The sequence below is a fragment of the Candidatus Aramenus sp. CH1 genome (assembly GCA_022678445.1).
Lineage (GTDB): Archaea > Thermoproteota > Thermoprotei_A > Sulfolobales > Sulfolobaceae > Aramenus.
The window spans coordinates 73279-95713 of the sequence record JALBWU010000002.1 but is presented as its reverse complement, the minus strand read 5'-3'; the positions used below and the strand labels follow the sequence as shown (position 1 = coordinate 95713).

Genomic DNA, 22435 nt, shown 5'->3' with positions numbered 1-22435 from the left:
CTCCTTCAATCGCGAAAGACGTTACAACTGCTAGCATAGGTATTAGCATAGCTATTAACAATATAGATTTCTTTATTAGAGGATTTCTTGATATTTTTAACCTTATGGACATTTTTCCTCTATTATCTTACTACTTAATCTAGTTTTTTTTACTATCATAATACAGAACATAAACTAGATAACCTTAGTTCGCACTGTTAATAACAACTTTTGGGTGACATGTCAATCTATTTAGTGTACAAATAAAACATTCCAATGTTTAACATCTGTCTAGTATCTTTATTACACACATTCCCTAGTAGTGGACAATCTCCCTAAATATCGTAGTGCGTTAGAAAATGACGAAAGACGAGGCGGGTATAATAGGGTTTTTAAGCTGAAAAGGGTGCTTCCCATAACGTAAAGTTAAAATACAAGTAGTTTGCGGAAAGTCTAGAAGCTCTCCTAGAAGGAAAGCCTACTCTGGCGGGATCTCTTTGTAGTTCAAGTCTATGTTAATGCCCCTCCTCAAGTTATAGACCTTTGAGGCCACGTATATCACAACGCCGAGGCCTACCAAGCTCACCACGTAAGCTATCCCCGGCATGTACGGCTGTCCATTAGAGGTTATCACCCCGAAGTAGGGGTTCGTGAAGGACTCATAGCCCATGAAGGCCATGAATGTAGCTGAGAGCACCGAAGTCGCCAAGATGGCCAGACTCCTCTTCTCCCTAGCAAACCTAACCCCCGCAAGCGAAATAAGGAACAAGTACGCCACAGCCAATGGAGTATAGCTGTAAAGGGCCTCGTACCCTGTCGGCAGGATGATGGGAAAGAGCAGGAACACGAGCGTAACGGCAAAGTCCAACAAGTGGGCGTACACGGGGGAGCTCTGTCTGTTGAGCCTCGCGAACACCTCTGGGAAGAGCCTGTCGAAGGCGAACGCAAACACATACCTCGCGAACACCACTACACCAAAAGCCATGACAAAGAACTCCCACGCTATCAAGCTTATCCCAATGAACCACTGGAGTGCCTCGTTGCCTGCTAGAGCCATGGCAACGCTCCAGAAGTTATAAGTACCAGTCTGGTAAAGGGAGAAGTTGAAGCCGTATCCTCCAGCCACGTCCATCAGCCAGAAGGGCACTGTGATGAGGAACAGGGTAAGTAGGCTTCCCAACAGCAAGTTGTACTTGATGCCCCTCTCGGTCTTTATCTCCGCGGAGACCGCTGGGCCTGCGTAGAGCCATATGTACGCAAAGGAGGCGAAGTAGGGCAACATGTAGAGCGTGGCGGGCCAGCTAAATAACGGCCCAGTGTAGGGCTTAGGTGTTAGGGAGAAAGCTTGAAGGAACGGAGCTATCCTGGAGTGGAAGTCGTGAACGTTAACTGCGAGCACTAGCGTCGCTACTACCGTGCCCACCACTGCCAATGTGCCCAACGCTGAGACCAGGCTAAACCCCCACTTGGGCCTAAACACGTTTATCGCTATCACCACCGCAAACGCCACAGCAGCAATGGCGTAGTCGACCCACTCGTTGTTGAAGACGTTGGACGCGTCCACCAAAAACTGCTGGTGGTTAAGGGTACCTATGACGGTTAGCGTCGTCGAGATCGCAGTCACGGAAAAGAAGGCGGAGAGGGCAAAGAAGGGGGGCATGTTGAAGGCCAGAGCTATCCCCATCACTGCACCCACCTTACCCGACAGCTTCCTGGAGAGCCAGACGTAGTCCCCGCCAGTCCTGTGGATCTCCTTTATGAAGAACGTGTAAAGTAGCAACAAAGGCAATGTCACAAGGAAGGTGAGCAGGGACGCGACCCAGAGCACGGCCCCAGGGACAATGTATGGGGAAATGCCGACGAAGATCGCCAGCCCCGCCCCCATGTTGGCCACGTTCAACATGGTGGCGTCGAGGAGTGACGCGTTCTTTATTAGCCCGGACGACTCCCTTACAAACCTCATAAATTCAATATTGTTAGGATTTTTTTTAAAGCTAACTTACGAACACGTGTTCAGTCTTCTACCTTGTCTGTCCTAGCTATCTCCCTGATCCTCTCCTCCCCTCCAATGACCTTAATGTATTCGTATACTTGTTGGGGGACTAGTTCCCTCCAGTTCTCCCCCTTCAACATCAGAGACCTAATCAACGTGGAGTTGTACTTCTCCCTGTTGAACTGGGGAGGGGGAATCACCCTGTACTCCTTGCTCCCTGCTACCACTAGCGGGTTCCCGGAGATGACTACGTCGAAGCGTGGGGCGATAAGCTCCACTTCGTGTATCCAGTTCTTGTTCTCAAAGGACTCCATCAACGGGACAATAAACACCTTGGAGACCTCATCTTTGACGGAGTTGAAGATCATCTCTATCCTCTCTCCCGCTGTGAACGGATTGTAAAGGGTATGGCTCTCTGAAGAGCTGCCGACCAAGATTACGACCTCGTCAAAGTTTTGAAAAGCCCACCTCACAACGTTAAGATGTCCTAGGTGGAAGGGCTGAAATCTCCCTGGAAATAGTGCCCTCATCAAGTTAAGAAAGAGTCGAGGAATAAAAGGTTTAGAAAGACTCAAAGTCTCTACCCCTTTCACGTCCCCTTGTGCTGAGTCACTGCTTTGTTGCTAACTGATGCGTAATCTATTGAAATATTTTCACGTTTAGAGAATTATGTTTCTTAAATATTTTTGCTCATCTTTATGCTTACAAAGATTTATATTTCTTTAAAGTATATGTACATCATGGAATCTTCACTTACAGATAATGTGGTTTTTAAATCACTACACATGGACATTTCCTCTTGGAAGTTAATTACTTGTGTTAAGAAGTTTTACGAAAACGAGAGCTGTTACCTCTCTGACGAGGAACTCCTTTTAATCCCTCCAACAGAGGGGCTGAGGACTTTGGACTACTTTGACTACTTGGAGCTAGAGGGACAGCCGTCCTTGGCTCTCAAGAAGTTCAAGAACAAGCTCAGGGGGAGCATAAGGAAGAACCTCAAGGTCATCACTCCTGTAACCGTGGCCTCCTCAATGTCGTTCCTTTTGTTCTACCTGCCCAAAGAGCTCAGGAGGTTGGTGGTCCAGAAGTACGCTAAACTGGAGCTCTTCGGCAAGGTTGACAAGATGGTATTGAAGCACAGGGAAAGGGTGGTCGACTATGTTGTGGACAAGGGCATCCCTACAACGGTGGTAGAGTCGGTCTTCAGGAAGTACATGGACCTGGAAAGGTTGCATAGGATAGTGTGGCTCACCGCGCTGTTGGCCTCCGGCGTGAGAGACTTGAGGACCCCCGCGGAGTTGTACGGCGACGACGTCTTTGAGGCAGAGAGGATAGCGTCGAGCCTCCTCGGGGACTGAGCGCGAAAGCAATTTTAAGGTCTAGGCTAGATATCGCTCATGGAGTTTTACTACGGTAAGTCAGACGAGGTTAGACAGGACCCAGTCAAGATAGGCAAGTCCAGGGAGTCCTATATTAGGTGGCTCGTCACTAGGGACCACGGGGCACCTTACGCAATGAGGAAATTCACCATCAAGGAAAGGGGGCTCATACAGATGCACTACCACGACTACGTAGAGACCTTATACATCCTAAAGGGTAAGGCTAGGGTATGCGTTGGTAACGAGAAGCTCGAGTTGGGGGAGGGGGACTTCATCTTCATAAACTCCAAGGTAAAGCACGCGATAGTGAACGTGGGCGAAGGGAAACTGGAGTTCATCTGCGTGATTGATTACCCCAAAAACATGAACATAACTCCCATGGAGGAGGAGTGTTAAAAAACGGTAACTAGGGACAGGAGGACGTCCCTCTCCGTCACTATCCCCTCCAGCCTCTCGTTGACAACTGGAAGGGTTCCTATGTTTTTCTCGAGCATGAGCCTCGCGACTTGAAATATCCTGTGATAGGGGGTGACAGTGATGGGGTTGAGGGTACCCGCCTCCGTCACCTTCCCGTTCGGCTTCCCCTGTGCCAACTGCTTAACTACGTCACCTGCCGTGATTATTCCTATTAGCTTGTCGCCCTTCACTATCGGCAACCTCCTTATGTTCTTGGAGAACATCACTTTGGATGCCTCAAGCATGTCTGTATCGCCCCTTATCGTAATGGGGTTCCTCGTCATTATGGAGTCCACGACCCCAGCAAAAGCATTACAAGACGCTAAGCTGAGGGCTTGCCTTTCCGTGAACATTCCCAGGATAACGCCCTTCTCCACCACGGGTACTCCGCCTATCCTGTTGGAGACCATTACCCTTATCGTCCTCCCTACGTCTTCGCCAGGGGAGACCGCTATGAAGCCCTCGCTCATTAAGTCCTTGGCCTTTAACTCGTAGACCTTCTCGCCGTACTCCGCGAAACCGGCTACAACGCTCCTGGTGGTTATGACGCTGACTGGCTCCTCCCTCTGGTTTAACACAACTACCCTACCGTCCCTGTTCTTGGCTAACGCCTTAATTACGTCGGACACTGAATCCTCTAGGCCTACCGCTACCGCTACTTTGTTCATCACTTCTTCGACTTTCATAAATATAATTATAGATTTTCTAGGATTTAAGCATTGGAGAACTCGTCCTTAACCACTTTCAAGTTCAGCTTGCTCGCTATCTCTAGGTCGGCTTCAACAGACGTTTTGTTCATTGACTGTATCACATACCCACCTATCATGTCGTTAGTGTACTTGGATGTTGACTTAAGCAAGTAGACCACTGGCTTCCTCTCCGGCCACTTCAGCTTATTGACGTCTATGAGCTCGGAGATGACCTTGGCCTTCGGGACTACTTGTTTTACTGCCTCTAAGCCCAGCTTGTGGTTCAACTCTTCGAGCTCCTTGAGGTCGTTGAACTGCCTTCCCCTAAACTGGGACACCAAGGAGGACTCGATCTTAGGAGTCACTTCTTCCCCCTGCTTCACTGAAGAGAGAACGAGCTTCATGGCTGCACAGTCTGTGTGTGGGAGGTAAACTACCTCGTCGGGGTTAAGGGACTTGAGGATGTCCTTAAACTCGTTCACGTTCGCCCCGGCGTTCCTTAAGACTATTGTGTTTTGATCCATCCTTTTCATTATCTCTTCGGTTAGCCTATAGTCCATACAACTTAGAATAACGCGCATATTACTAAAACTGGGATTGAGTATTTAAACTTTTTATACAATAGGATATCTTCTTTTTTTAACTATGAAAATAAAGTCAATTTTACACGAGCCTCCCAGTGAACCTTTACGTGTTACAGGTAAGAGGTAAAGCCTTAATACCGCGAGACCACGGCCCGCCTATACAACCCCCTTATTAGGTAGCGCTCACTCCTTCGCAGTCCGTTAACACTAGTTTAAATCCCGCGGAAGTGATATACATATCTATGCCTCCGACCACCTCACCTAATATAGTACTCAGAGAGGTACAAGAGGACGTCTACAAGAAGTACGGAAAAGTAGCTGAAGCCCAAGTTAGAATCATCCCCTTTAATCCATCAGTCCTGGGATTTGTGAGACAGAGCAGTAACGTCATCAACGTCAACGCCATTCCCCTTAACCAAATCCCTTCCGACAGAGTACACGACTACTTGTACGTGGTCATTTCCCACGAGTACTTCCACTTGTTGGGGATATATGACGAGAGGGAGACTAGGAAGGTGACTATGGAACTAGTAGACTGGAAGTTCGGCGAGGGGAGTTACGCGTCCTCTTTGGCTAAGAACCTGGCTTTCCAAGAGGACGTGGAGATAATGAAGGCGAGGAAGATGTTCCCCAAGTTTATGTGAGCACTAAGATATCGGGCTTTTTAGACCTTAAACGCGTGCTCCCTTGTCCCCTTTTCCCTCCTCTCCTTAAACTGACCAGTGACAGACCAAAGACGTTCTACTTATGGTGACTTTAACCCCGTTAAAAACGCGTTTCCTTGACCTATCTATACTTTGGTTAATATACTCGATTTAGTTCATCTCTTGATATTCGCATATAACAAAACTTTTAAAAATACTAAAAACAAACTTAACTTATGGAGGAAATAATCAAACGCTTCAACGAGAACCTGGCAAGGTACAAGAGGCTAGGACTGAACCCCCTCTCCATGGCTACAGGCTGTGCCGTCAAGGTGGACTTAGTTGACACCGTTTACCCTGCCCTTGAAATGATAAAGGAAAAGTTACTAGAGAACAACATACTCGTCTTACCGAGGGAGGACGCCGATATCTTTGTCTCCAGGGAAAGGGAAGAGGTAAAGAGGTTAATTGACGGAGGTAACTACGACGCAGACAGGGCTGTGAGCTTGATTCAGGTGAACCAGGACACAGCGTCCTCTCCCCAGAAGTTCTCCGACTTCTTGTTCAAGGTCTACACTTCTGTGAAGACCTGCAGGAAGCTCACCGTGGGCAAGGGACACTCCATAGTGACCACGATCCCAACCGCAGAAGTGGCAGTCCTGGACATGTTCAAGTTGGACGGGGAAAAGCTCAACTCCTATACCCTTGCAAACAACGACACCATCCAGATCGTTGACCCGCTGGAAGACCCAGGCTCGCAGATGCAGGTAGACGTGGCTGTCTCCAACTCGCTGAACGACTTGTTCACCAAGGGGGCCTTTAAGGACATCAAGATAATCCCGGTGTATGACGGGCCAGACGAGCTAAAAGAGGAGCTTAAGAGGAACTTTGAGGACTTTGCCAGGAGGTACGGCCTCCAGCTCATAGAGGAAATACAGCCGAGAAAGGGGGGCCTAATGATAGGCGCTACTGTTATTGCAAAGTCGGACCACGAGCTACCCACCTACTACGACCAAGTCAAGGAGGGGGACGTCATAATAACCTCAAGGAGGATAGGGGAGCTAACCCCAATTAACCTCTACTTATGGGCACTCGCAGTCCCCGAGGTCCTAGAGGAGATGGAGAAGAGGGGAATAAAGCTTAGCAGGGTAGAGAAGGTGAAGAGGGACGTGATATCCCTGATGAGAGTTCCAAACTTGGGCCCCGCAAAAGTGATCTACAACCACTTGCCCGAGTTCGGCAAGGCATTCTCCCCGGAGGACCACATTAAGATGACAACGGACGTCACTGGTCCGGGGATATTCGTGGTCAAGGAGTTCGCGGAGAAGGCCAAGGTCGACGTGTACCTTGAGGAGATACCAGTTTTCGACGAGGACATAGCGGAGTTCGCCACCGAGAACTTCATAATTCCCAACTCCACCGCCGGAACCAACGGGGCCATCCTCGTGTTCTGCAGTAAGAAGATCGCTGACCAGGTCATGGACGAGCTGAGGGAGATGGGAGGAGAGCCCATGGCAATAGGCAAGGTAACAGGAAAGGGGGAGGGTGCAGTGACCGTCAACAAGAAAGTAGAGAAACTAATCCACAGGAAGAACGTGCTCAAGTACTTTAAGATAGTAGATTGAATTAGTTAAGTTGAGTCACTTTTTTAACCCGCTATACCGTGTAAAGCCCATGGTAAAAATCCTCGTATTCTTCTACGGGTACGGCTCCATAGTGGAGTTAGCAAGGGAAATAGCTAAGGGGGCAGAAGAGGAAGGGGCTGAAACTAGGCTGAGGAGAGTCAGGGAGACTCTTCCAGAAGAATACGTAAAGAGGATGCACATACAGCCCAGCGACGACATCCCGGAGGTCTCCCTGGACGACATGAGATGGGCTGACGGTATCGCCATAGGTTCCCCCACTAGGTACGGGAACATGGCGGGAGCGCTCAAGACCTTCCTGGACACCACTGCAGAGCTATGGATGAAGGGAGAGCTGTACGGAAAGCCTGTAACGTTCTTTACGGAGGCGTCGACTGTACATGGAGGTCACGAAAGCACTATATTGACAATGAGCACCTACGCCTATCACTTCGGCATGGTAATAGTTCCCGTGGGTTACGGCATCCAGGAGCTCTTCACCACTACCACTGGCGGTTCGCCCTATGGGGCGTCGCATTTGGGGATAAAGAAAGAGCTGGACGAGAACGAAAGGAAGATAGCGAGGTTCCAGGGGAAGAGGTTAGCGCAAGTGACCAAAAAGCTGTCTTCTTAATCCCTTATTTTTCTGTCTATTTCGTTACCTATCTCCTTAGCCCTGCGGTACGCAGACTCGACGGTCTTAATTAGCGCTGATTTGACCCCCTGTTCCTCCATGGTCATCAAGCCCCTGATCGTAGTGCCAGACGGGGTGGTCACTCGGTCCCTCAACATAACTGGATGATCTCCGTTGAGCCTTAAGTTCTCCACAGTCCCAGCTATCATGTCAAGGACAGCGCTGTAGGCTAAATCCCTGGGCATCCCGCACTCCACCGCCCCTAGGACTAGTCCATCTATTATCTCCGAGATAAACGCAGGTCCGCTCCCCACAAGTGCCGTCCAGACGTCAAGCATCTCCTCTGGAACCCAGTAGACAGTACCCAGCGCCCTAAATACCTCCTCTATCTCCTCGTCCCTCCCACCGTTCTCCGCTATGGCAGTCACGGACCTCTTGACTATTGCGTTAATGTTGGGCATTGCCCGGAACACCTTAGTCCCCTTGAGCAGTGAAGAGAGGGTGGATGTCCTTATCCCGGCCATCACAGATACCACCTTCTTTCCCTCCCAAGACTTCACTTGGGAGAGCACTGTGGAGAAGTGCTGAGGCTTCACGCTTAGGATTACTAGGTCGCTCTCCCTTACTGCGTAGTCGTTGTCCTTGGTCGCCTCAACGCCCAGACTCCTAGCCTTCATTAACGTCTCGTCTCTCCTCCCCGTGGATATGACCCTAACTGAAGGGTAGCTCTCAAGTAGGGCCCTTATTATCGCTGTACCTATTTTGCCCGTCCCCAACACTGCCACTTTGCGCATAGGCTAACTTTACCGTTGGGGTATAATTCGGTTTTGTTCCCTTGAGACCCGCTTAACGTCAAGACGAGCACGGAGTTGGTTTAATTTTATAAGCCGAACTGACTATTTCCGCTGTGAACGTCCTAGTAATTACCTTACTCTATCTTGGAATAATGCTGATCCTGGCTAAGGTGGCTGAAGAGGGGTTCTCCCGGCTAGGGCTAATACCGTTTGTGGGCTCCATCTTTTTAGGGATACTGCTGGGCCCAGGGGTAACAGGGGTAATTCAAGTTAACCCGATTGTCTCGTTTATATCGTCCCTCGGCATAATCCTCCTGTTATTCCTCGCAGGAGTAGAAGAGATAAGCGTAGACTACGGCATACCTAAGAAGGTTATCCCAGCATCTGTGCTCCAAGTAGTTATACCCCTAGGGATCGTCCTGCTAGTGGTTATAAGGATGGGGTTGCCCAGCCCCCTTGTAGTCCTAGTCCCCCTCATAATGACCAGTGCCGGGCCCCTCACTAGACTACTAATGGACCTCGGCATGGGAAAGGAAAGGGTAGGCACGGTACTCTTCTACCAGGCTACCCTGGTCGAGATCGTGTCGGTGGTAATCTTCTCCATATTCCTCGAGTCAAGGGGAAACCTCCTTTCCACCACACTGGAAATACTGGGGCTCATAATAGCGATTTTCGCCGTTGGCCCATTCATAGCTAAGTTCCTGGAAAAGATGGAAAGCTACGTGAAGGTCAGGGAGATAGAGTTCGCCTCTGTAATATCCATTATACTCATTGTGGGCTTCTTGGCGGACTACCTAAAGTTCAACTCCGCCATCTCTGCCCTCTTCCTGGGCTTCCTCCTAAGGGACTACTTCAAGGACAGACCAGATCTACTGGAAAAGCTCAGGGGGTTCACGTACGGTTTCTTCGAGCCCCTGTTCTTCGTAAGCATCGGGCTCTACTTCGTGAAGCTTACGCCACAGCTCCTCCTCTCGAGCCTTGCGCTTATGACAGCCGTGATATCCTCAAAGTTCCTGTCCGGTTTCATATCGAGCAGGTTAGTCGACGTTGACCCCGTACTCAACGGCTTGGGTACTTCGGTGAAGGGAGGCGTTGACGTCTCCTTGTTGATAACTGCACTCGACGCGGGGGCCATAACTTCCCAAGAGTACTCCTACTCTACCCTTGCTATATCGTTCTCCGCGCTACTAGTGCCAATCCTGTTTAAGCTGAGGGGAGGCTTTAAGACCGCAAGCCGAGATAGGGCTAGGTTAAACACCAGGCTTAAGGACGTATTGAACCAGATACCCCTTATCACAGTGAGCTGTGAGTCCTATTTAAGGGAGGCTATCGAGAAGATCAACGAGAGGGGCCTCAGGGGGATAGTGGTAGTAAGCAACGGGAGACCGGTGGGCGTCCTCAGCGTCACCACTCTCCTTGAAGTAAACCCAGAGGATTACGGGAGGTTGAGGGCGTGTGAAGTCCCGCTGAGCGAGGTGGTAATAGTTGACGATGACGCGAGGGTCCTAGACGTGCTTAGGAAGTTCAGGGAAACCGAGGCTATAGTAATAGCGGTAATGTCAAACGGAGAGCTAAAGGCAACGGTGTACGAGAGGGAGCTGTTCCGCCTATTCTCCTCATAAAACTTAATATCTACTTGGGTTAAAAATATGCGATGGTAACTAACACAACCACTGTGACCGTTCCACCTCCTCCAGTTTACATAGGCTACTTCCCCGAAATAGCCCTAGCCATTCTCCTAGTCCCCATAGTGGTTGTACTCCTCATAGGGTATAGGTACGAACTGGTCTCCTTTAAGCTCCCGGAGAGGAAGGCAAAGAAGGTAAAGGCAAAGAAGAAGACCAAGAGGAAGGAAGGAAAGGACTAACGCTTAATACGTTCTGAAACAAACCTTACTTTATGGACAAAGTCAACAAAGTGATAGAAGAGGACTCCAAGTACCTCATGCAGTCCTTTAGGCGATGGTATCCACTGGTCATAGACCACGCTATAGGCTCCCTAGTATACGACGTAGAGGGGAGGGAGTACATAGACCTCAACGCAGGGATAGGGGTAGTCGCCCTGGGCCACAACTATCCAAAGGTCAAAGAGGCCATAGCCGAGCAGATGGAGAAGTTCTTCCACTACAGCCTGACCGACTTCTACTACGAGCTTGCAGTGGACGTGGCAAAGAAGCTCTCCTCTCTCATGCCATTTCCCGCAAAGGTGTTCTTCGCAAACAGCGGGACGGAGAGCGTTGAAGGTGCAATAAAGATCGCCAGGTGGCACACCAAGAGGCAGTACGTGGTGGGTTTCGTAAACTCTTTTCACGGGAGGACAATGGGCTCGCTCTCGTTTACTTCAAGCAAGTCGGTGCAGAGGAGCTTCTTTTCTCCCCTCCTCCCTTCCACCCTCCTAATACCCTACCCAGACAAGAGGAACCCGCTCTTTAAGGATGTCGATTCCTTGATGGAGTTCGTAGAGGACTGGATGTTCGAGAAGGTCGTAGACCCAAACGAAGTAGCCGCGTTCATCCTGGAACCGATACAAGGAGAGGGAGGGGTGTGGTCCCTCCAGACGACTTCCTACCCAAGTTGAGGGCCCTCACCAGAAAACACGGTATCCTGCTCATAGTGGACGAGGTACAGACCGGTATAGGAAGGACCGGGAAGATGTTTGCCTTTGAGCACCACAACGTGGAGCCTGACCTCGTGTGTTTGGCTAAGGCGTTGGGCGGAGGCCTACCCCTAGGAGCAGTGGTAGGTAGGTCGGAGGTGATGGACCTCCCCCCTGGTTCCCACGCAAACACTTTCGGCGGGAACCCCTTAGCCCTTTCAGCGTCCAAGGTAGTCCTCGAAGAGGTGCCCAAGCTTCTTAGAAGAGTAAACGACGTAGGAAAAGAGGTAATGGAGGAGCTGATGGATGCGAGGTCTCCCTATGTCCACGAGGTCAGGGGCAAGGGCCTCATGATAGGCCTAGAACTGAGGAAAGGAAAAAGGCCCTTCAAGGAGGGGCTAGAAAAGGCCTTAATGGAGTCCTTCCACGCGGGAGCCCTTCCAATAGGTGCAGGAGAGTCCGTAGTTAGGCTACTCCCTCCGTTGACTATCGAGGAGGAACTGGCGATAAAGGGGGCAAGAATAGTCAGGGGATCTGTTGAGAGACTATGACTTCTTTCCTCCCTTTTTTGCTTCCCTTGCGGGGTAAGGGAATTCCACGTTTTTTAAGCCTCTTGACCGCCCTCAAGGTCTCCCTCACGATCTCTGGCTTCTTGTTCTTGTCGTAGAACCCAAACGTCAGCGGTTGTACAACCGCTGAGGCCACTATGGATACAAGCACGAATACGGGTATTGCGATAGTGGGAAGCTTATACGAGAGGGGTATGGCCGTCAAGACTATGTAAAGCAAGGCGATTAGGTAATAGGGGAGAACTATTAGCCTTGACGTAAAGAACGTTAGTAACTTCTTTACGGAGCTCCTAGCCCTAAGCCTCATTACAGAGAGCTCTGCAAAGTTCAGCAGGGTTTTGAAAATCCTTGACATTATCCTGCTGAACTGGTAAGAGAACAGGATCGCTAGTGCAGTTTCAAACGCGTAAACTACTTGAAGCAGTAGTTGGCTCTGCGGGAGTGGGGAAATTACCAGCTCTTCTACCTTCACTACGATGGGGAAAACTACGTAGGGCAAAAACACGTAAAGCACTGCCCACATGAAGTCCCTAAATATCCTGTTTTTAGATATCTGCTCCACGTCCTTAATCACAGCGTGGTTTACGGTCATTATCAAACTGTTCACTTCCTTCAATAACACTGAACTTGAGAACGCCCTGTCTATGAGCTTAGTTATTTCCCTAACCCTATTAGCTATGACTGACGCAAATATCGACGATACCAGAACCACCGTCACCGACACGTAGTATATGGACGTAACGTCTAGTCCCTGCTGTAGGGCTTGGAGGGACACTATTATACCGAACTCGCTTATGGGCAACATGTAGAGCCCGTTTCTGAAGGCGTGGACGAAGTTCTCTCCGGTTATCCAGGACGCGGTACTGAAGGAGAAGTACTTGACCACTAACACTACAAGGGAGATGCCAAAGAGAAGCGGAAACGCGGAGGTTAATTGGAAGTAGCTCCCCACTGACAGGAAGAAAAATATTAGGGCAAACTCCCTAATGGGGGAAGTGAGCTTGAGCACCCTGTCGCTACCGTCGACGGTCGAGAAGGCCAGGCCCGCCAGTATCATTGTCAAGGTAGCCGGTATGTTGGTCAGTTCTGAGACGTACTCGAAAACGAAGACAAGGGCCACCGGGAGGAGTATTGAAATGCTTTCCTCCTCTATCCCCCTAAATGCCTTGGAGAGGCCAGAAATAAAGTACTTGGCAAACACGTAAACGGTTAGCCCAGCCAAGATGACTTCAACTACGGTGAACGTGGTTCTCAATGGGCTGAAAGTCCCGTTAAGGGCAACGATAATGGAATAGAGGAAAAACACCTCAATGTCCTCTATGGACGCCACTGCTACCAAGAGGTCTCTCGTATCGTAGTTGAGGGTCTTCTCAGTCAGCTTATATAGGATTGCGGTGCTGGTGTCTATCGACGCTAAGACCAGGAAGAGCGAGAGGAAGGGGTCTAGGTGGAGGAAGTAGATCCCAAAGAAGTAGGAGAGGAGTAAGATGAACATCATCTCCGTTAGGGCTATTACCAGCGCCCTACGAAACAACTCCCTTGTGGCGGATATGTTGAAGGAAGCCCCTATCTCAAACGCCAACAAGTTCAACGCTAGGAAGTTCAACAGACTAAATTCAGGGGAACTAAAGCTGAAACCGAGGAAGGTCGCCGCCGTAAACCCCCCAAGCATGTAGGCAATGACCGGGCTTACCTTTAGCTTAGCCATTACGAAGGCTAACAGCAGGGTCACAAGAAGGGAGAGGCTCAGCACTCCGTAGTTCACGACTGCCCACCACCGATTTCATACTCTTTATTACTTTTGAGGCAACAGCTAATATGTCCCACAGAAGTTCACAATCTGTTGAGAATTAAATAAATATTTTCAATAGCCACAGAGGTAAAAGGGGAAAAGGTAATAGACCTAAGGGAGCAACGCATTTAACCCAAACTGTTGAGCCTTTCTAGGATAAGGTTGAGCTTCCCGTTCAGCTCCTCTATCTCGTCCACGCCCTTCAGCACCTCCCTTGCAAGGTCTTGGAAGATTTCTACGCTGCTCCGTTATCTCCACGAGTATTGTCCTCCTGTCTTCCTCGCTTCCCCTTCTCTCCACAAGTCCCATCTCTTCCAGCCTATCTATAGGCGAAGTGATGGCGGCTTTAGTCACGTAATACCCCTCGGACAGGGCTACCATTGGCCGGGGCTCCTCGCTGGCTGCCCTTAATACCAACTACTTAGCCATCTCTGCCCTATTCTCCTTACCCCTCACTACCGATAACAAGGCTGAGACTGAAAGTATGGCTATTGATACCAGGAAAGCCGCGTGGAGTCCCTCGAGGAACTTAACATCAACGCCCCCTATTAGGTTGGAAGTTCCAAGGAAAACCTCAAATGCGACGTACCTAGGGACAGAAAGTGAGGCAACGGTTATGGCCAAAACATAGCTCACCAAGATGCCGGTATTTCCCAGAGTTCTCAGCATTCCAGAGAAGGCACCGTACAAGCTCTTTGGGGCGTTTGCCATGACAGCGCTGTTGTTAGCCGGGTAAAACAGGGACGAGCCCATCCCTCCAATAACTGAGGCTATTATGATGTAATACAAAGGTGTGTTGGTCGACAACTCTAGCGCGTAGAAAGACGAGACCACCGCCATGAGGAATATACCAAAAGTTGCGGGAACCCTGGCCCCTATCTTGTCGGAGAGCCTCCCCGCGAAGGGACCTATGGATCCTGCTACCACATAGCCCGGGACTAACAGGAGGGAAGCGTAGAAGGGGGAAAGCCCCCTAATCCCCTGGAGGTACATTATTAGCAGGAACGCCGTTGCTAAGTAGCCACTGCTCTGAAAGAACGAGGCAAGTAAAGACGCCGTGAGTACCCTGTTCCTGAAGACCTTGAGGTCTATAAGTGGGAACTCAGTTCTGGTCTCAGCTAAGACGAACGCTGCTAGAAGAGCTATGCCTACAGCTAGGAGAATCTCGTTCTTGAGCGCAAGCCCCTCTCCTGCTATGTCTGCCGCACCGTAAGTTATGGAAGCCAAGGAAAGCGCGAAGATAGTCATTCCTATATAGTCAACCTTACTCCTAACCTTGTTCACGTCCTTTACTACCCTGAAACCTATCAACGCAGCAACTATGCCTATAGGTACGTTAATGTAGAATACGTACCTCCAGCCCACGAAGGTGGTTATTATACCTCCCAGCACTATGCCCAACATTGCGCCGACGTTCCAGCCTATGGAGGTAAAGCCGAAGGCCCTCCCCCTCCTATTGGGAGGAAAGTAGTCCGACACGATGGCCCCACTGTTGGCCTGCATCATTGACGCTCCAATGGCTTGTATCCCCCTTGAGCCTATGAGAAAGTATGCAGATGGGGAGGCCCCACAGAGGACCGAACCTACTGTGAAGATTATAAACCCCACGTTGTAGATCTTCCCCCTACCGAAGGAGTCCCCTATCCTTCCCAACTGGGTGGTAAGCACGGCGATCTCGAGTAAGTAGATAAGGATGACCCATATCATGGTGAAGAGGTCTGAGTGTAGATCTTGGACCATGGTGGGCAACGCCAGGATGACTATAGTGGAGTCAATGGCGCCCATCATTACCCCTAGGACTACTACTGCTAATACTACCTGCTCAGCCTTCATAAATTACTGTTTCGTTAGCGAACATATAAGCGTTTTTAAAAAGGACAAGTCCAACTGGCAAGAGGGGATGTCCACAGATAATCTTTATTTTTTACCAAAAATATACTTAATTTATGAATATAGTTGTAGGCTTCAAAGTAGTTCCTGATGAGTCCCTCATTAGGGTGTCAGAGCACAAGTTACTTTTAGACGTCCCATTAAAGCTCAACACCTACGACAAGAACGCCATCGAAGAGGCGGTGAGCCTAAAGGAGAGGAACGGTGGGAGGGCTATGGGCATTACAGTAGGAGCTGGAGACAGGAAGGCCATAAGGGAGGCGCTAGCCATGGGCTTGGACGAGGTCATAGTAGTAAAGTCTAACGACCTCGACGTCTACGGCACCTCCATGGCCATATCCGAGAACGTCAGAGGTCTAAGCCCAGACTTAATAATTTTCGGGGAGCAGACAGTCGACAGCGGTACTACTGGGGTCCCCGGCTACGTGGCGGAGCTCCTGGGAATGCCCTTTGTGTCAAATGTGAGGTCTTTCTCACTAGAGGGGAAGAAGTTCGTTGCAGAGAGGGGCATGGTGTCCTACTCGGAGAAGGTAGAGGGAGAGCTCCCTGCGGTGATCTCGGTGGGCGGAGAAATAAACACTCCAAGGATACCCAGCGTCAAGCAGATAATGGAGTCCTCAAAGAAGCCGGTGAAGGAAGTCAACTTTAGCTTGGAGACAAAGGTAAAGATAAAGGACGTGAAGCCCCTAGTGGTAAAGAGGAAAAGGGTAGTGATTAAAGAGGGGGATATGGGCAAGGCAGTGGACAAGTTAATAGAGCTCCTGAGGTCGGAGGGGTTGCTATGAAGGTAGTAGTGTTTTCGGAGGCACTCCAGTTCTTCAAGATGGCATCTGCGTTAGCCCAGTCCTTGACAGAGGACACGGTCGGTGTCTTTACCCAGAAGGTCAACTTCACGAGGAAGCTCTACCTAGTGGACAAGGTCGACGAGGACGGCCTAGTGGACTTCCTCTCCTCGACGAACTTCGACCTCCTGGTAACTGGCAACGTGAGGAGGGATAGGGCAATAGCCTCAAGGGTGGCTGGGAGGCTGAAGGTTGGGTATGTACCAGACGTTACCTCCATAAAGTTGGAAGGAAATAAGGTAAGTGCGACTAGGCTGGCGTACAGCGGGATAGCTACCGCGGAAGTTGAGTCTTCCACTCCGCTCGTGATAACTGTATCGAGCTTTCCAGGGGAGCCCAAGGAAGTTGAGGCTGAAGTGGTGAGGGTAGAGCTAAAGGAGGGCAAGGTGAGAGTGTTAGAGGTCAAGAGGTCTTCAGGAGGGTTAAGCCCAGCTACTGCACAGATAGTGGTGGGAGTAGGAAGGGGTATAGGATCCAAGGAAAACGTCAGCTACGCCCAGGAGTTGGCCTCGGTGCTTGGTGGAGCCGTTGCGGGCACTAGGCCGGTGTGCGCCGAGCTAGGCTGGTTGCCGGAGGACGTCCAGGTCGGCCTTTCTGGGCTCAGGATAAGGCCTAGGCTGTACTTGGCCCTTGGGGTATCAGGGCAACCACAACACATCGCTGGAATCAGGGACTCAAAGGTAGTAGTGGCGGTAAACAAGGACGAGAACGCGCCCATAGCTGAGAACGCGGACTACTTCGTAGCAGGTGACGCAGTGGAGTTCTGCAAGGTGTTTACCGAAAAAATTCTCAAGCTTAAGGGGTGAAAAGGGAGGCAGATTCTACTTCTTAGTCCTTCACCCTCTTCATTAACGCCACAGCCAGTAGACCAAGGACTCCTACAACTCCGCTTGCCACGTCGAACAAGTAGGCCAGGCTAAGGTTAATTGAATAGAGGAAGGCAAACACTGTGCTTCCCAGTATTCCCCCCAAAGCCTTCCCCGTGTAGAGTATACCGCTGTTAACCGTTGAGAACCTGGTACCAAAGATCTCTCCAGACACGTTGAAGTAAAGGGTAATCATAGACCCTCCGGCAAAGCCCACTAGTATCGTTGAGACCGCAATCTGGTTGAAGAAAAGCAACAACGCCCCGACTGCGAGCAGGGAGTTCAAGAGTATTGTAGACCTAACGATCCCGACCCTGTCAGCCACGTAGCCAAAGAAGGGCCTCAGTCCCCCGCTCAGGAGTGGAAAGATCGAGATTAGCGCTACGAGGACTTCTGGGGGCAACGCCTTCCCTATCACGGACAACTGCGAGGATATAACCGTTAGAGGCACCACTGCCCCCACGAAGGAAAGGTAAATGAGCCAAAACTTGGCCGTGAGAATTACCTGCCCTGGAGGTCTTCCAACAGTTATAGTTGGGTATTCCGCCTTAAGAAGGAGAATGGGCAAGAGCATCAGCTCAGTTAGGCCTATGGCTAGGGTCACAAGCTTGTAGTTGCCTACCATTGATATGAAGGGATTCGCAATGGCTGAACCGAGGCCGAAACCCATTGAGACCATGCCGGTAGCAAACCCCATCCTGTCCTTAAACCACTTCATGGCCAGGTTTGCGGCTATCCCGTAAAGTATTCCTTCGCCTATACTGCCAATGGACCAAAATACGTAGAAGGCGTAGACGTTGGAGGACAAGTACGTGCCCAGGAAACCCATTGCTGACAGTAGGCTAGAGATTACGCCTATCCTTCTGGGGCCCTCTTTGTCGGCGAAGTGCCCACCCAGGGGCTGGAAGCCTGAGGAGAACAAGCTGAAGAGCGAGAAGCCCAGGGAAATCTCGACGAGGCTAACATCAAAGCCAGACTTAAGCAGGGGCTCTAGAGCATTCCAGGAGTACTGGTAAAGGGAGTTAAAGCACATCAGGACGAAGCCTATAACCAAGTACTTTTTAGCGTTCAACCCTTCCCCACCTTCTTTGGTACGAAGTTGCAGTTATCCTCTATCTTTCCCTGGAGGGCGTCGTCGACTAGCTTATAAGGGTCCTTGACCTCCCTGAGGTGCTTCCCAGAGCCCCCTCTGAAGAGCTTGACCACCTCAGCGAGGGCGCTCAAAGCTATTTCCTCAGCTGTCTTAGCGTTGAGGTCTAGGCCTAACGGTGCGTAAAACCTTTGCTTTAGTTCCTCGAGGGGGACTCCCATCTTAATGAGCTGGGCAATGGTGTAGGCTGCCCTCTTTTGGCTGGAGAGGAAGCCCACGTACTTGGCCTCTCCTTTTAACGCAATATGGGCAAAGGGTATGTCGTAGGGCTTTCCGCCCTCGTTCGCGATTACGACGAAGGAGTCCTTAGCAATTTGGCCCAATACCTCCCCTGAGTTCGAGAACAAGTTGGCCTCAGGAAAGTCGTCCTCTCTGGCGTCCACCGCTATTACCGCGACTATGAAGCCTAGCGACTTAGCCAGCCTATATATCTCCTTAGCTATGACGCCGGAGCCCACCAGAATTATTGAAGGTCTAGGATCGATTCTTTCCACTACGACCTTCTCGTCCCCGTTAACTACCTCTACCCTTCTCTCCTTTCCCAATAGGGCAACGTATCTTTCGTGGTCCTTAGTACCTAGGACTAGCCTCGAGTCCACAAATATGCTCCTCCTCTGGACTTTGCCCAACTCCGTGACCATAACGACTTCCTTTCCCTGAGACGTGTATTCGGCTATTAAGGGAAATATTTCGCAAATGGACATTAGTGAGAATTCTAAGAGACGAGAATATATACATTTCCTTGTAAGCCTTTATAGTTTCGAAAAACTTAAAAAATTAGCTGAACTCCTTACCTATTGCCTTTACTAAAACGAATATAACACCTAGACCTTTCTGAACTTCGGGATCGCTCATCATTTTTACTAGACCACCTAGCGAGACCTTAGGTGGAGACTCTAACCCCTTCTTTACCTCATCAGACGATATTGCCCTAACTAATTTACTGGGTACCTCGCTGAGGGCAACATCCAAGAACTTCATAGCCTTGGGATATGTCTCCAGGAACTGCGACAGATAGCCGGATATGTGCTCGAGGGCCTCGTCATTTAGCATGTCCCTCAAGGTCTTTGCCGCGTATGCCATGTTCATGGCAGCGTCGAGAGCACCCGTGGCATTGAGCTCCTCAACCTTGTCTAACACGCTGTTTATTGTGTCCAGTTTTCTTATGACCCTCTTTACTTGGTGGATAGTGTCGTAGTCCATCTCCTTCATTATTTCTAGTAGGTTCGAGACGTACGAACCTATGTTGGCGAGTGCCTCGTCGTTGAGCATGTCCTTAAACGTCTTTAATGCATATGCGGAGTTGAGTAACACGTCCAAGGTACCGTCACTTCTCATAGCGTCCAGCCTATTCATTAAGTCAGTGAGGGCTGGCATTTTATCTACTAGCAATTTAACAGCTTCCGAGTGCTTGTTTATCTCTTTTAGTAGCTCTAGTGAGCCCGAGACCACACTACCGAGGGTCTGGATAGCCTCGTCGTTTAACATGTCCCTCAAGGTCTTCATGGTATAAGCCATGTCCAATACGGCGTTAAGCGAGCCGTCGTTCATCATCTCCTTCAGCTTCGTCGTGAGGTTGGCTAAAGTGCCGGAGTTGGCAAGCAACACTTTTACGTGTGCGTTCACGCTGTCCTCAGAGAGCGTCCTACCCAGCTCGAGTAGGGACGACACTATGGTGCCTAGGCTCTCTATGGCGTCGTCGTTGAGCATGTCCTTGAATGTCCTTATCACGTAGGCTGAGTTTATCAGTGTGTCTAGGCTTCCACTAGCTTCAAGCTCGTTTATCTTTTCCAGCAACTGGTTCAATGTGGGGGTGAGGTCTACTAGCTTGGCTATTTCATCGATCTTCTTGTCGTCTAGCTTTGAAAATAGCTTGTCTAGACTGGACTGCATTTAGACTACCGCCTTCGCCGTTACAGTCCAGTACATCTTGTTGTACATTATTTTGCCCCACCAGTGGACGTAGGAAGGCGGCGGTGGGCTCTCGTTCATGGTGTAGCTGAACCTAATGTAGGTAGCCTGGTCTGTGCCTGTTGCGATGTAGCACAGCACGTCTCCGCCGTAATGCTTGACGCCTAGGTTGCCCTTAATGTCGTTTGTTACGTTGTTAGCGACAATGTAGGACTCGAAGTCAGCAGTAGAGCCTGCCTTAGAGACTGGTAAGTCTGTTGCGTCCCCCATAACGTAGACGTTGGAGTGGTCCTTCATCCTCAGCGTGAACTTGTCCGTTGGTATCCACCTCCTCCTGTCTCCAATACCGGAGTCGCCTACGACCTTGGCACCCATGTTAGGAGGCACTGATATTAACATGTCAAACTTAAGCTTACCTCCCTCCTGGGACTCTATTACCTTCTCTGTTGGGTTCACACTTGTCACATTGAAAGGCGAGTGTACTTCGATGCCTCTCTCTTCGAACAGCTTTAACATGAACTTGTTAGTAATAGGCCTGCCAAACACTCCTTGCGTTGGGTACGTGTAGATAATCTTAGTCTTGTCCCTTATTCCTCTCTTCCTCAAGTAGTCGTCTAGGATAAGGGTGATCTCAAGCGGTGCCACTGGACATCTGTGCGGTAACTTGGCTACGTTTACGACTATTGTGCCCCCGCTGAAGGAGGACAGCTCTTCCCTCATCTTGAGGGCTGAGTCCATTTCGTACGGGGTCACTGACGCTGACCTATACCCAGGCACCTCGTCCCAGCTGTACTCCACGCCCGTAGTTGTAACGAGGTAGTCGTAGGAGTGAGATACACCGTCTGCCGTAACTACTGAGTGGTTAGCTGGGTCGATCTTGGTAATTGTTCCCTTCTCTCCATGGAGGAACTTTATCCTAGGGTCTAGTAATTCCCTTTCTTTCTTGTGCAGTTCCGCTGGGTTCTCCAGCCCAAACGCCACCAGTAGCTGGCCCGGTAAATACGTGTGCGTGTCGGAGGGATTTAGGACTACTATCTCAACCTCCCCCTTGTCCAACTCTTCGTCTAGTTTTTGGGCTAACCTGTTTGCCACTATGGTCCCGGCTATATTTCCACCAGCTACGATTACCCTTTTCATACTTAATCCCTAAAATTATAAATGATACTAAGATTATAAACATTTCTATTCTATCAATTTTTTGCCAATATATGTACTGACTTATGTTATAATTATTTGGGCATATATCTAAAATTATACAAAATAAAAGAAATATTAAAAAATCATTAGGAAGACTTCATCGTTCTTAAAGTTTATAAATATTAAATTAAAATAAAATATCAAACTCAACTAATTTATATATCTTCTTAATAAAAATGAAACATTTAAAAGGGCGTTCCCAGTATACTACTGTAGGTGGAAAACATGGCCGTAAAGATATACAAGGAATTGGATCTAACGAGCTCGTCATGTGCGGGACCCATAGGGGAACTATCTGGAGTGCTAGACGAGATGGAAAAGGGAGAGGCAGTAAAGGTGATCCTAGGAGACGAGGCTACTAAGAAGGACATACTAGCCTGGTCAAAGAAGAAGAACTTAACTGTAGTGGAGGACAAACAGGAGGGAAACAAGTACATCCTAGTGCTACAAAAGTGAGAAAGGATGAAGGCGGGGATCATCGTAGGCTCCAACGAGGCCTCCAGGCTAGCCTACGCTGCGATGACGTCAGTTATAATCTCCTCCATGGGTGACGAGGTATACGTCTTTCTAACAATGAACGCCGTAAAAGCGTTCACTAAGACTCCTGAGGTCAAGACAGAGGACGTAGCGTCGAAGGCAATGGTTGAGAAAAAGGAGGAGGACTACATAAGTCTGTTCAAGAAGGCCAAGAAGACCAAGAAGGTCAAGATATACGCCTGCTCCTACGCCAGCAAGCTGTTTAACTTGACGAAGGAGGACTACAACGAACTCGTTGACGAGATAGCGGGTATAACGAGCTTCTCCATGGACACCGAGGGTGCCCAAATAATATCCGTCTGGTAAACAACG

The 22435-nt window shown here is 49.6% G+C and carries 25 protein-coding genes; 13 read left to right on the top strand and 12 right to left on the bottom strand.

From position 1 onward, the window contains the following. Window positions 1–457: 457 nt before the first annotated feature. Both MPF33_02145 and MPF33_02140 read right to left on the bottom strand, forming a co-directional pair. Complete coding sequence (locus MPF33_02145; GenBank protein MCI2414046.1) at window positions 458–1942, bottom strand: amino acid permease; 1485 nt, start codon at window positions 1940–1942, stop codon at window positions 458–460. 50 nt (window positions 1943–1992) lie between these two features. Continuing rightward, window positions 1993–2502 carry a nicotinamide-nucleotide adenylyltransferase gene (locus tag MPF33_02140; GenBank protein MCI2414045.1) on the bottom strand — a complete coding sequence of 170 codons (510 nt, stop codon included), beginning with the start codon at window positions 2500–2502 and terminating at the stop codon, window positions 1993–1995. A gap of 255 nt (window positions 2503–2757) precedes the next feature. Here MPF33_02140 and MPF33_02135 point away from each other — a divergent pair, with 255 nt between their 5' ends. After that, window positions 2758–3330 carry a hypothetical protein gene (locus MPF33_02135; GenBank protein MCI2414044.1) on the top strand — a complete coding sequence of 191 codons (573 nt, stop codon included), beginning with the start codon at window positions 2758–2760 and terminating at the stop codon, window positions 3328–3330. Window positions 3331–3369: 39 nt separating this feature from the next. After that, window positions 3370–3747 carry a cupin domain-containing protein gene (locus MPF33_02130; GenBank protein MCI2414043.1) on the top strand — a complete coding sequence of 126 codons (378 nt, stop codon included), beginning with the start codon at window positions 3370–3372 and terminating at the stop codon, window positions 3745–3747. Here the strand turns inward: MPF33_02130 and MPF33_02125 are convergent. Both MPF33_02125 and MPF33_02120 read right to left on the bottom strand, forming a co-directional pair. Beyond that, window positions 3744–4493, bottom strand: coding sequence for a CBS domain-containing protein (locus tag MPF33_02125; protein ID MCI2414042.1), 750 nt, complete (start codon window positions 4491–4493; stop codon window positions 3744–3746). The two genes, MPF33_02130 and MPF33_02125, sit on opposite strands and share 4 nt — an antisense overlap. A gap of 26 nt (window positions 4494–4519) precedes the next feature. Beyond that, a complete protein-coding gene (locus tag MPF33_02120; GenBank protein ID MCI2414041.1) occupies window positions 4520–5077 on the bottom strand; it encodes a carbonic anhydrase in 558 nt (185 codons plus the stop codon). Window positions 5078–5322: 245 nt separating this feature from the next. Here MPF33_02120 and MPF33_02115 point away from each other — a divergent pair, with 245 nt between their 5' ends. The 3 genes from MPF33_02115 to wrbA all read left to right on the top strand — a co-directional run bounded on the left by MPF33_02115 (window position 5323) and on the right by wrbA (window position 7980). Further along, entirely contained in the window at window positions 5323–5724 is a 402-nt protein-coding gene (locus MPF33_02115) for a hypothetical protein (protein MCI2414040.1), read from the top strand. 236 nt (window positions 5725–5960) lie between these two features. Further along, complete coding sequence (locus MPF33_02110) at window positions 5961–7349, top strand: SelD-related putative sulfur metabolism protein (protein MCI2414039.1); 1389 nt, start codon at window positions 5961–5963, stop codon at window positions 7347–7349. Window positions 7350–7398: 49 nt separating this feature from the next. Next, the gene (wrbA, locus tag MPF33_02105) at window positions 7399–7980 is read left to right on the top strand and encodes an NAD(P)H:quinone oxidoreductase (GenBank protein ID MCI2414038.1); all 582 of its coding nucleotides are present in this window, start codon (window positions 7399–7401) and stop codon (window positions 7978–7980) included. Here the strand turns inward: wrbA and proC are convergent. Next, the gene (gene proC, locus MPF33_02100) at window positions 7977–8774 is read right to left on the bottom strand and encodes a pyrroline-5-carboxylate reductase (protein MCI2414037.1); all 798 of its coding nucleotides are present in this window, start codon (window positions 8772–8774) and stop codon (window positions 7977–7979) included. The genes wrbA and proC overlap by 4 nt on opposite strands. Before the next feature lie 152 nt (window positions 8775–8926). Between proC and MPF33_02095 the strand changes: the two genes are divergently transcribed. Genes MPF33_02095 through MPF33_02080 form a run of 4 tightly spaced genes read left to right on the top strand, consistent with a single transcriptional unit; the run spans window position 8927 to window position 11920 of the window. Further along, complete coding sequence (locus tag MPF33_02095) at window positions 8927–10396, top strand: cation:proton antiporter (protein ID MCI2414036.1); 1470 nt, start codon at window positions 8927–8929, stop codon at window positions 10394–10396. 32 nt (window positions 10397–10428) lie between these two features. After that, window positions 10429–10641: a hypothetical protein gene (locus tag MPF33_02090; protein MCI2414035.1), complete on the top strand. Its 213-nt coding sequence runs from the start codon at window positions 10429–10431 to the stop codon at window positions 10639–10641. A 32-nt stretch (window positions 10642–10673) separates the two neighbouring features. Continuing rightward, complete coding sequence (locus MPF33_02085; GenBank protein MCI2414034.1) at window positions 10674–11351, top strand: aminotransferase class III-fold pyridoxal phosphate-dependent enzyme; 678 nt, start codon at window positions 10674–10676, stop codon at window positions 11349–11351. Further along, a complete protein-coding gene (locus MPF33_02080; GenBank protein MCI2414033.1) occupies window positions 11318–11920 on the top strand; it encodes an aminotransferase class III-fold pyridoxal phosphate-dependent enzyme in 603 nt (200 codons plus the stop codon). Before MPF33_02085 ends, MPF33_02080 begins: the two co-directional genes overlap by 34 nt. Here MPF33_02080 and MPF33_02075 read toward each other — a convergent pair. The 3 genes from MPF33_02075 to MPF33_02065 form a co-directional block, all read right to left on the bottom strand. Next, window positions 11895–13703, bottom strand: a complete 1809-nt coding sequence (locus MPF33_02075; GenBank protein MCI2414032.1) for a cation:proton antiporter — start codon at window positions 13701–13703, stop codon at window positions 11895–11897. The two genes, MPF33_02080 and MPF33_02075, sit on opposite strands and share 26 nt — an antisense overlap. A gap of 138 nt (window positions 13704–13841) precedes the next feature. Next, window positions 13842–14147 carry a MarR family transcriptional regulator gene (locus tag MPF33_02070; protein ID MCI2414031.1) on the bottom strand — a complete coding sequence of 102 codons (306 nt, stop codon included), beginning with the start codon at window positions 14145–14147 and terminating at the stop codon, window positions 13842–13844. Continuing rightward, complete coding sequence (locus MPF33_02065; GenBank protein MCI2414030.1) at window positions 14148–15563, bottom strand: MFS transporter; 1416 nt, start codon at window positions 15561–15563, stop codon at window positions 14148–14150. Window positions 15564–15676: 113 nt separating this feature from the next. Here MPF33_02065 and MPF33_02060 point away from each other — a divergent pair, with 113 nt between their 5' ends. Both MPF33_02060 and MPF33_02055 read left to right on the top strand, forming a co-directional pair. After that, a complete protein-coding gene (locus MPF33_02060; protein MCI2414029.1) occupies window positions 15677–16405 on the top strand; it encodes an electron transfer flavoprotein subunit beta/FixA family protein in 729 nt (242 codons plus the stop codon). Beyond that, window positions 16402–17268 carry an electron transfer flavoprotein subunit alpha/FixB family protein gene (locus MPF33_02055; protein MCI2414028.1) on the top strand — a complete coding sequence of 289 codons (867 nt, stop codon included), beginning with the start codon at window positions 16402–16404 and terminating at the stop codon, window positions 17266–17268. Before MPF33_02060 ends, MPF33_02055 begins: the two co-directional genes overlap by 4 nt. Window positions 17269–17290: 22 nt before the next feature. On the opposite strand, the gene MPF33_02050 is transcribed toward MPF33_02055, so the two are convergent. From MPF33_02050 to MPF33_02035, 4 genes are all read right to left on the bottom strand, one after another. Further along, entirely contained in the window at window positions 17291–18400 is a 1110-nt protein-coding gene (locus tag MPF33_02050; GenBank protein ID MCI2414027.1) for an OFA family MFS transporter, read from the bottom strand. Continuing rightward, the gene (locus MPF33_02045; GenBank protein MCI2414026.1) at window positions 18397–19182 is read right to left on the bottom strand and encodes an XdhC family protein; all 786 of its coding nucleotides are present in this window, start codon (window positions 19180–19182) and stop codon (window positions 18397–18399) included. Before MPF33_02045 ends, MPF33_02050 begins: the two co-directional genes overlap by 4 nt. A gap of 73 nt (window positions 19183–19255) precedes the next feature. After that, entirely contained in the window at window positions 19256–20371 is a 1116-nt protein-coding gene (locus MPF33_02040) for a DUF1641 domain-containing protein (protein MCI2414025.1), read from the bottom strand. Then, window positions 20372–21526 (bottom strand): NAD(P)/FAD-dependent oxidoreductase, encoded by a 1155-nt coding sequence (locus MPF33_02035; GenBank protein ID MCI2414024.1) that lies wholly within the window; start codon window positions 21524–21526, stop codon window positions 20372–20374. A gap of 285 nt (window positions 21527–21811) precedes the next feature. On the opposite strand from MPF33_02035, the gene MPF33_02030 reads away from it, so the two are divergent. Further along, entirely contained in the window at window positions 21812–22042 is a 231-nt protein-coding gene (locus tag MPF33_02030) for a sulfurtransferase TusA family protein (protein MCI2414023.1), read from the top strand. Window positions 22043–22048: 6 nt separating this feature from the next. Then, window positions 22049–22429 (top strand): DsrE family protein, encoded by a 381-nt coding sequence (locus tag MPF33_02025; GenBank protein ID MCI2414022.1) that lies wholly within the window; start codon window positions 22049–22051, stop codon window positions 22427–22429. Window positions 22430–22435 lie beyond the last annotated feature (6 nt).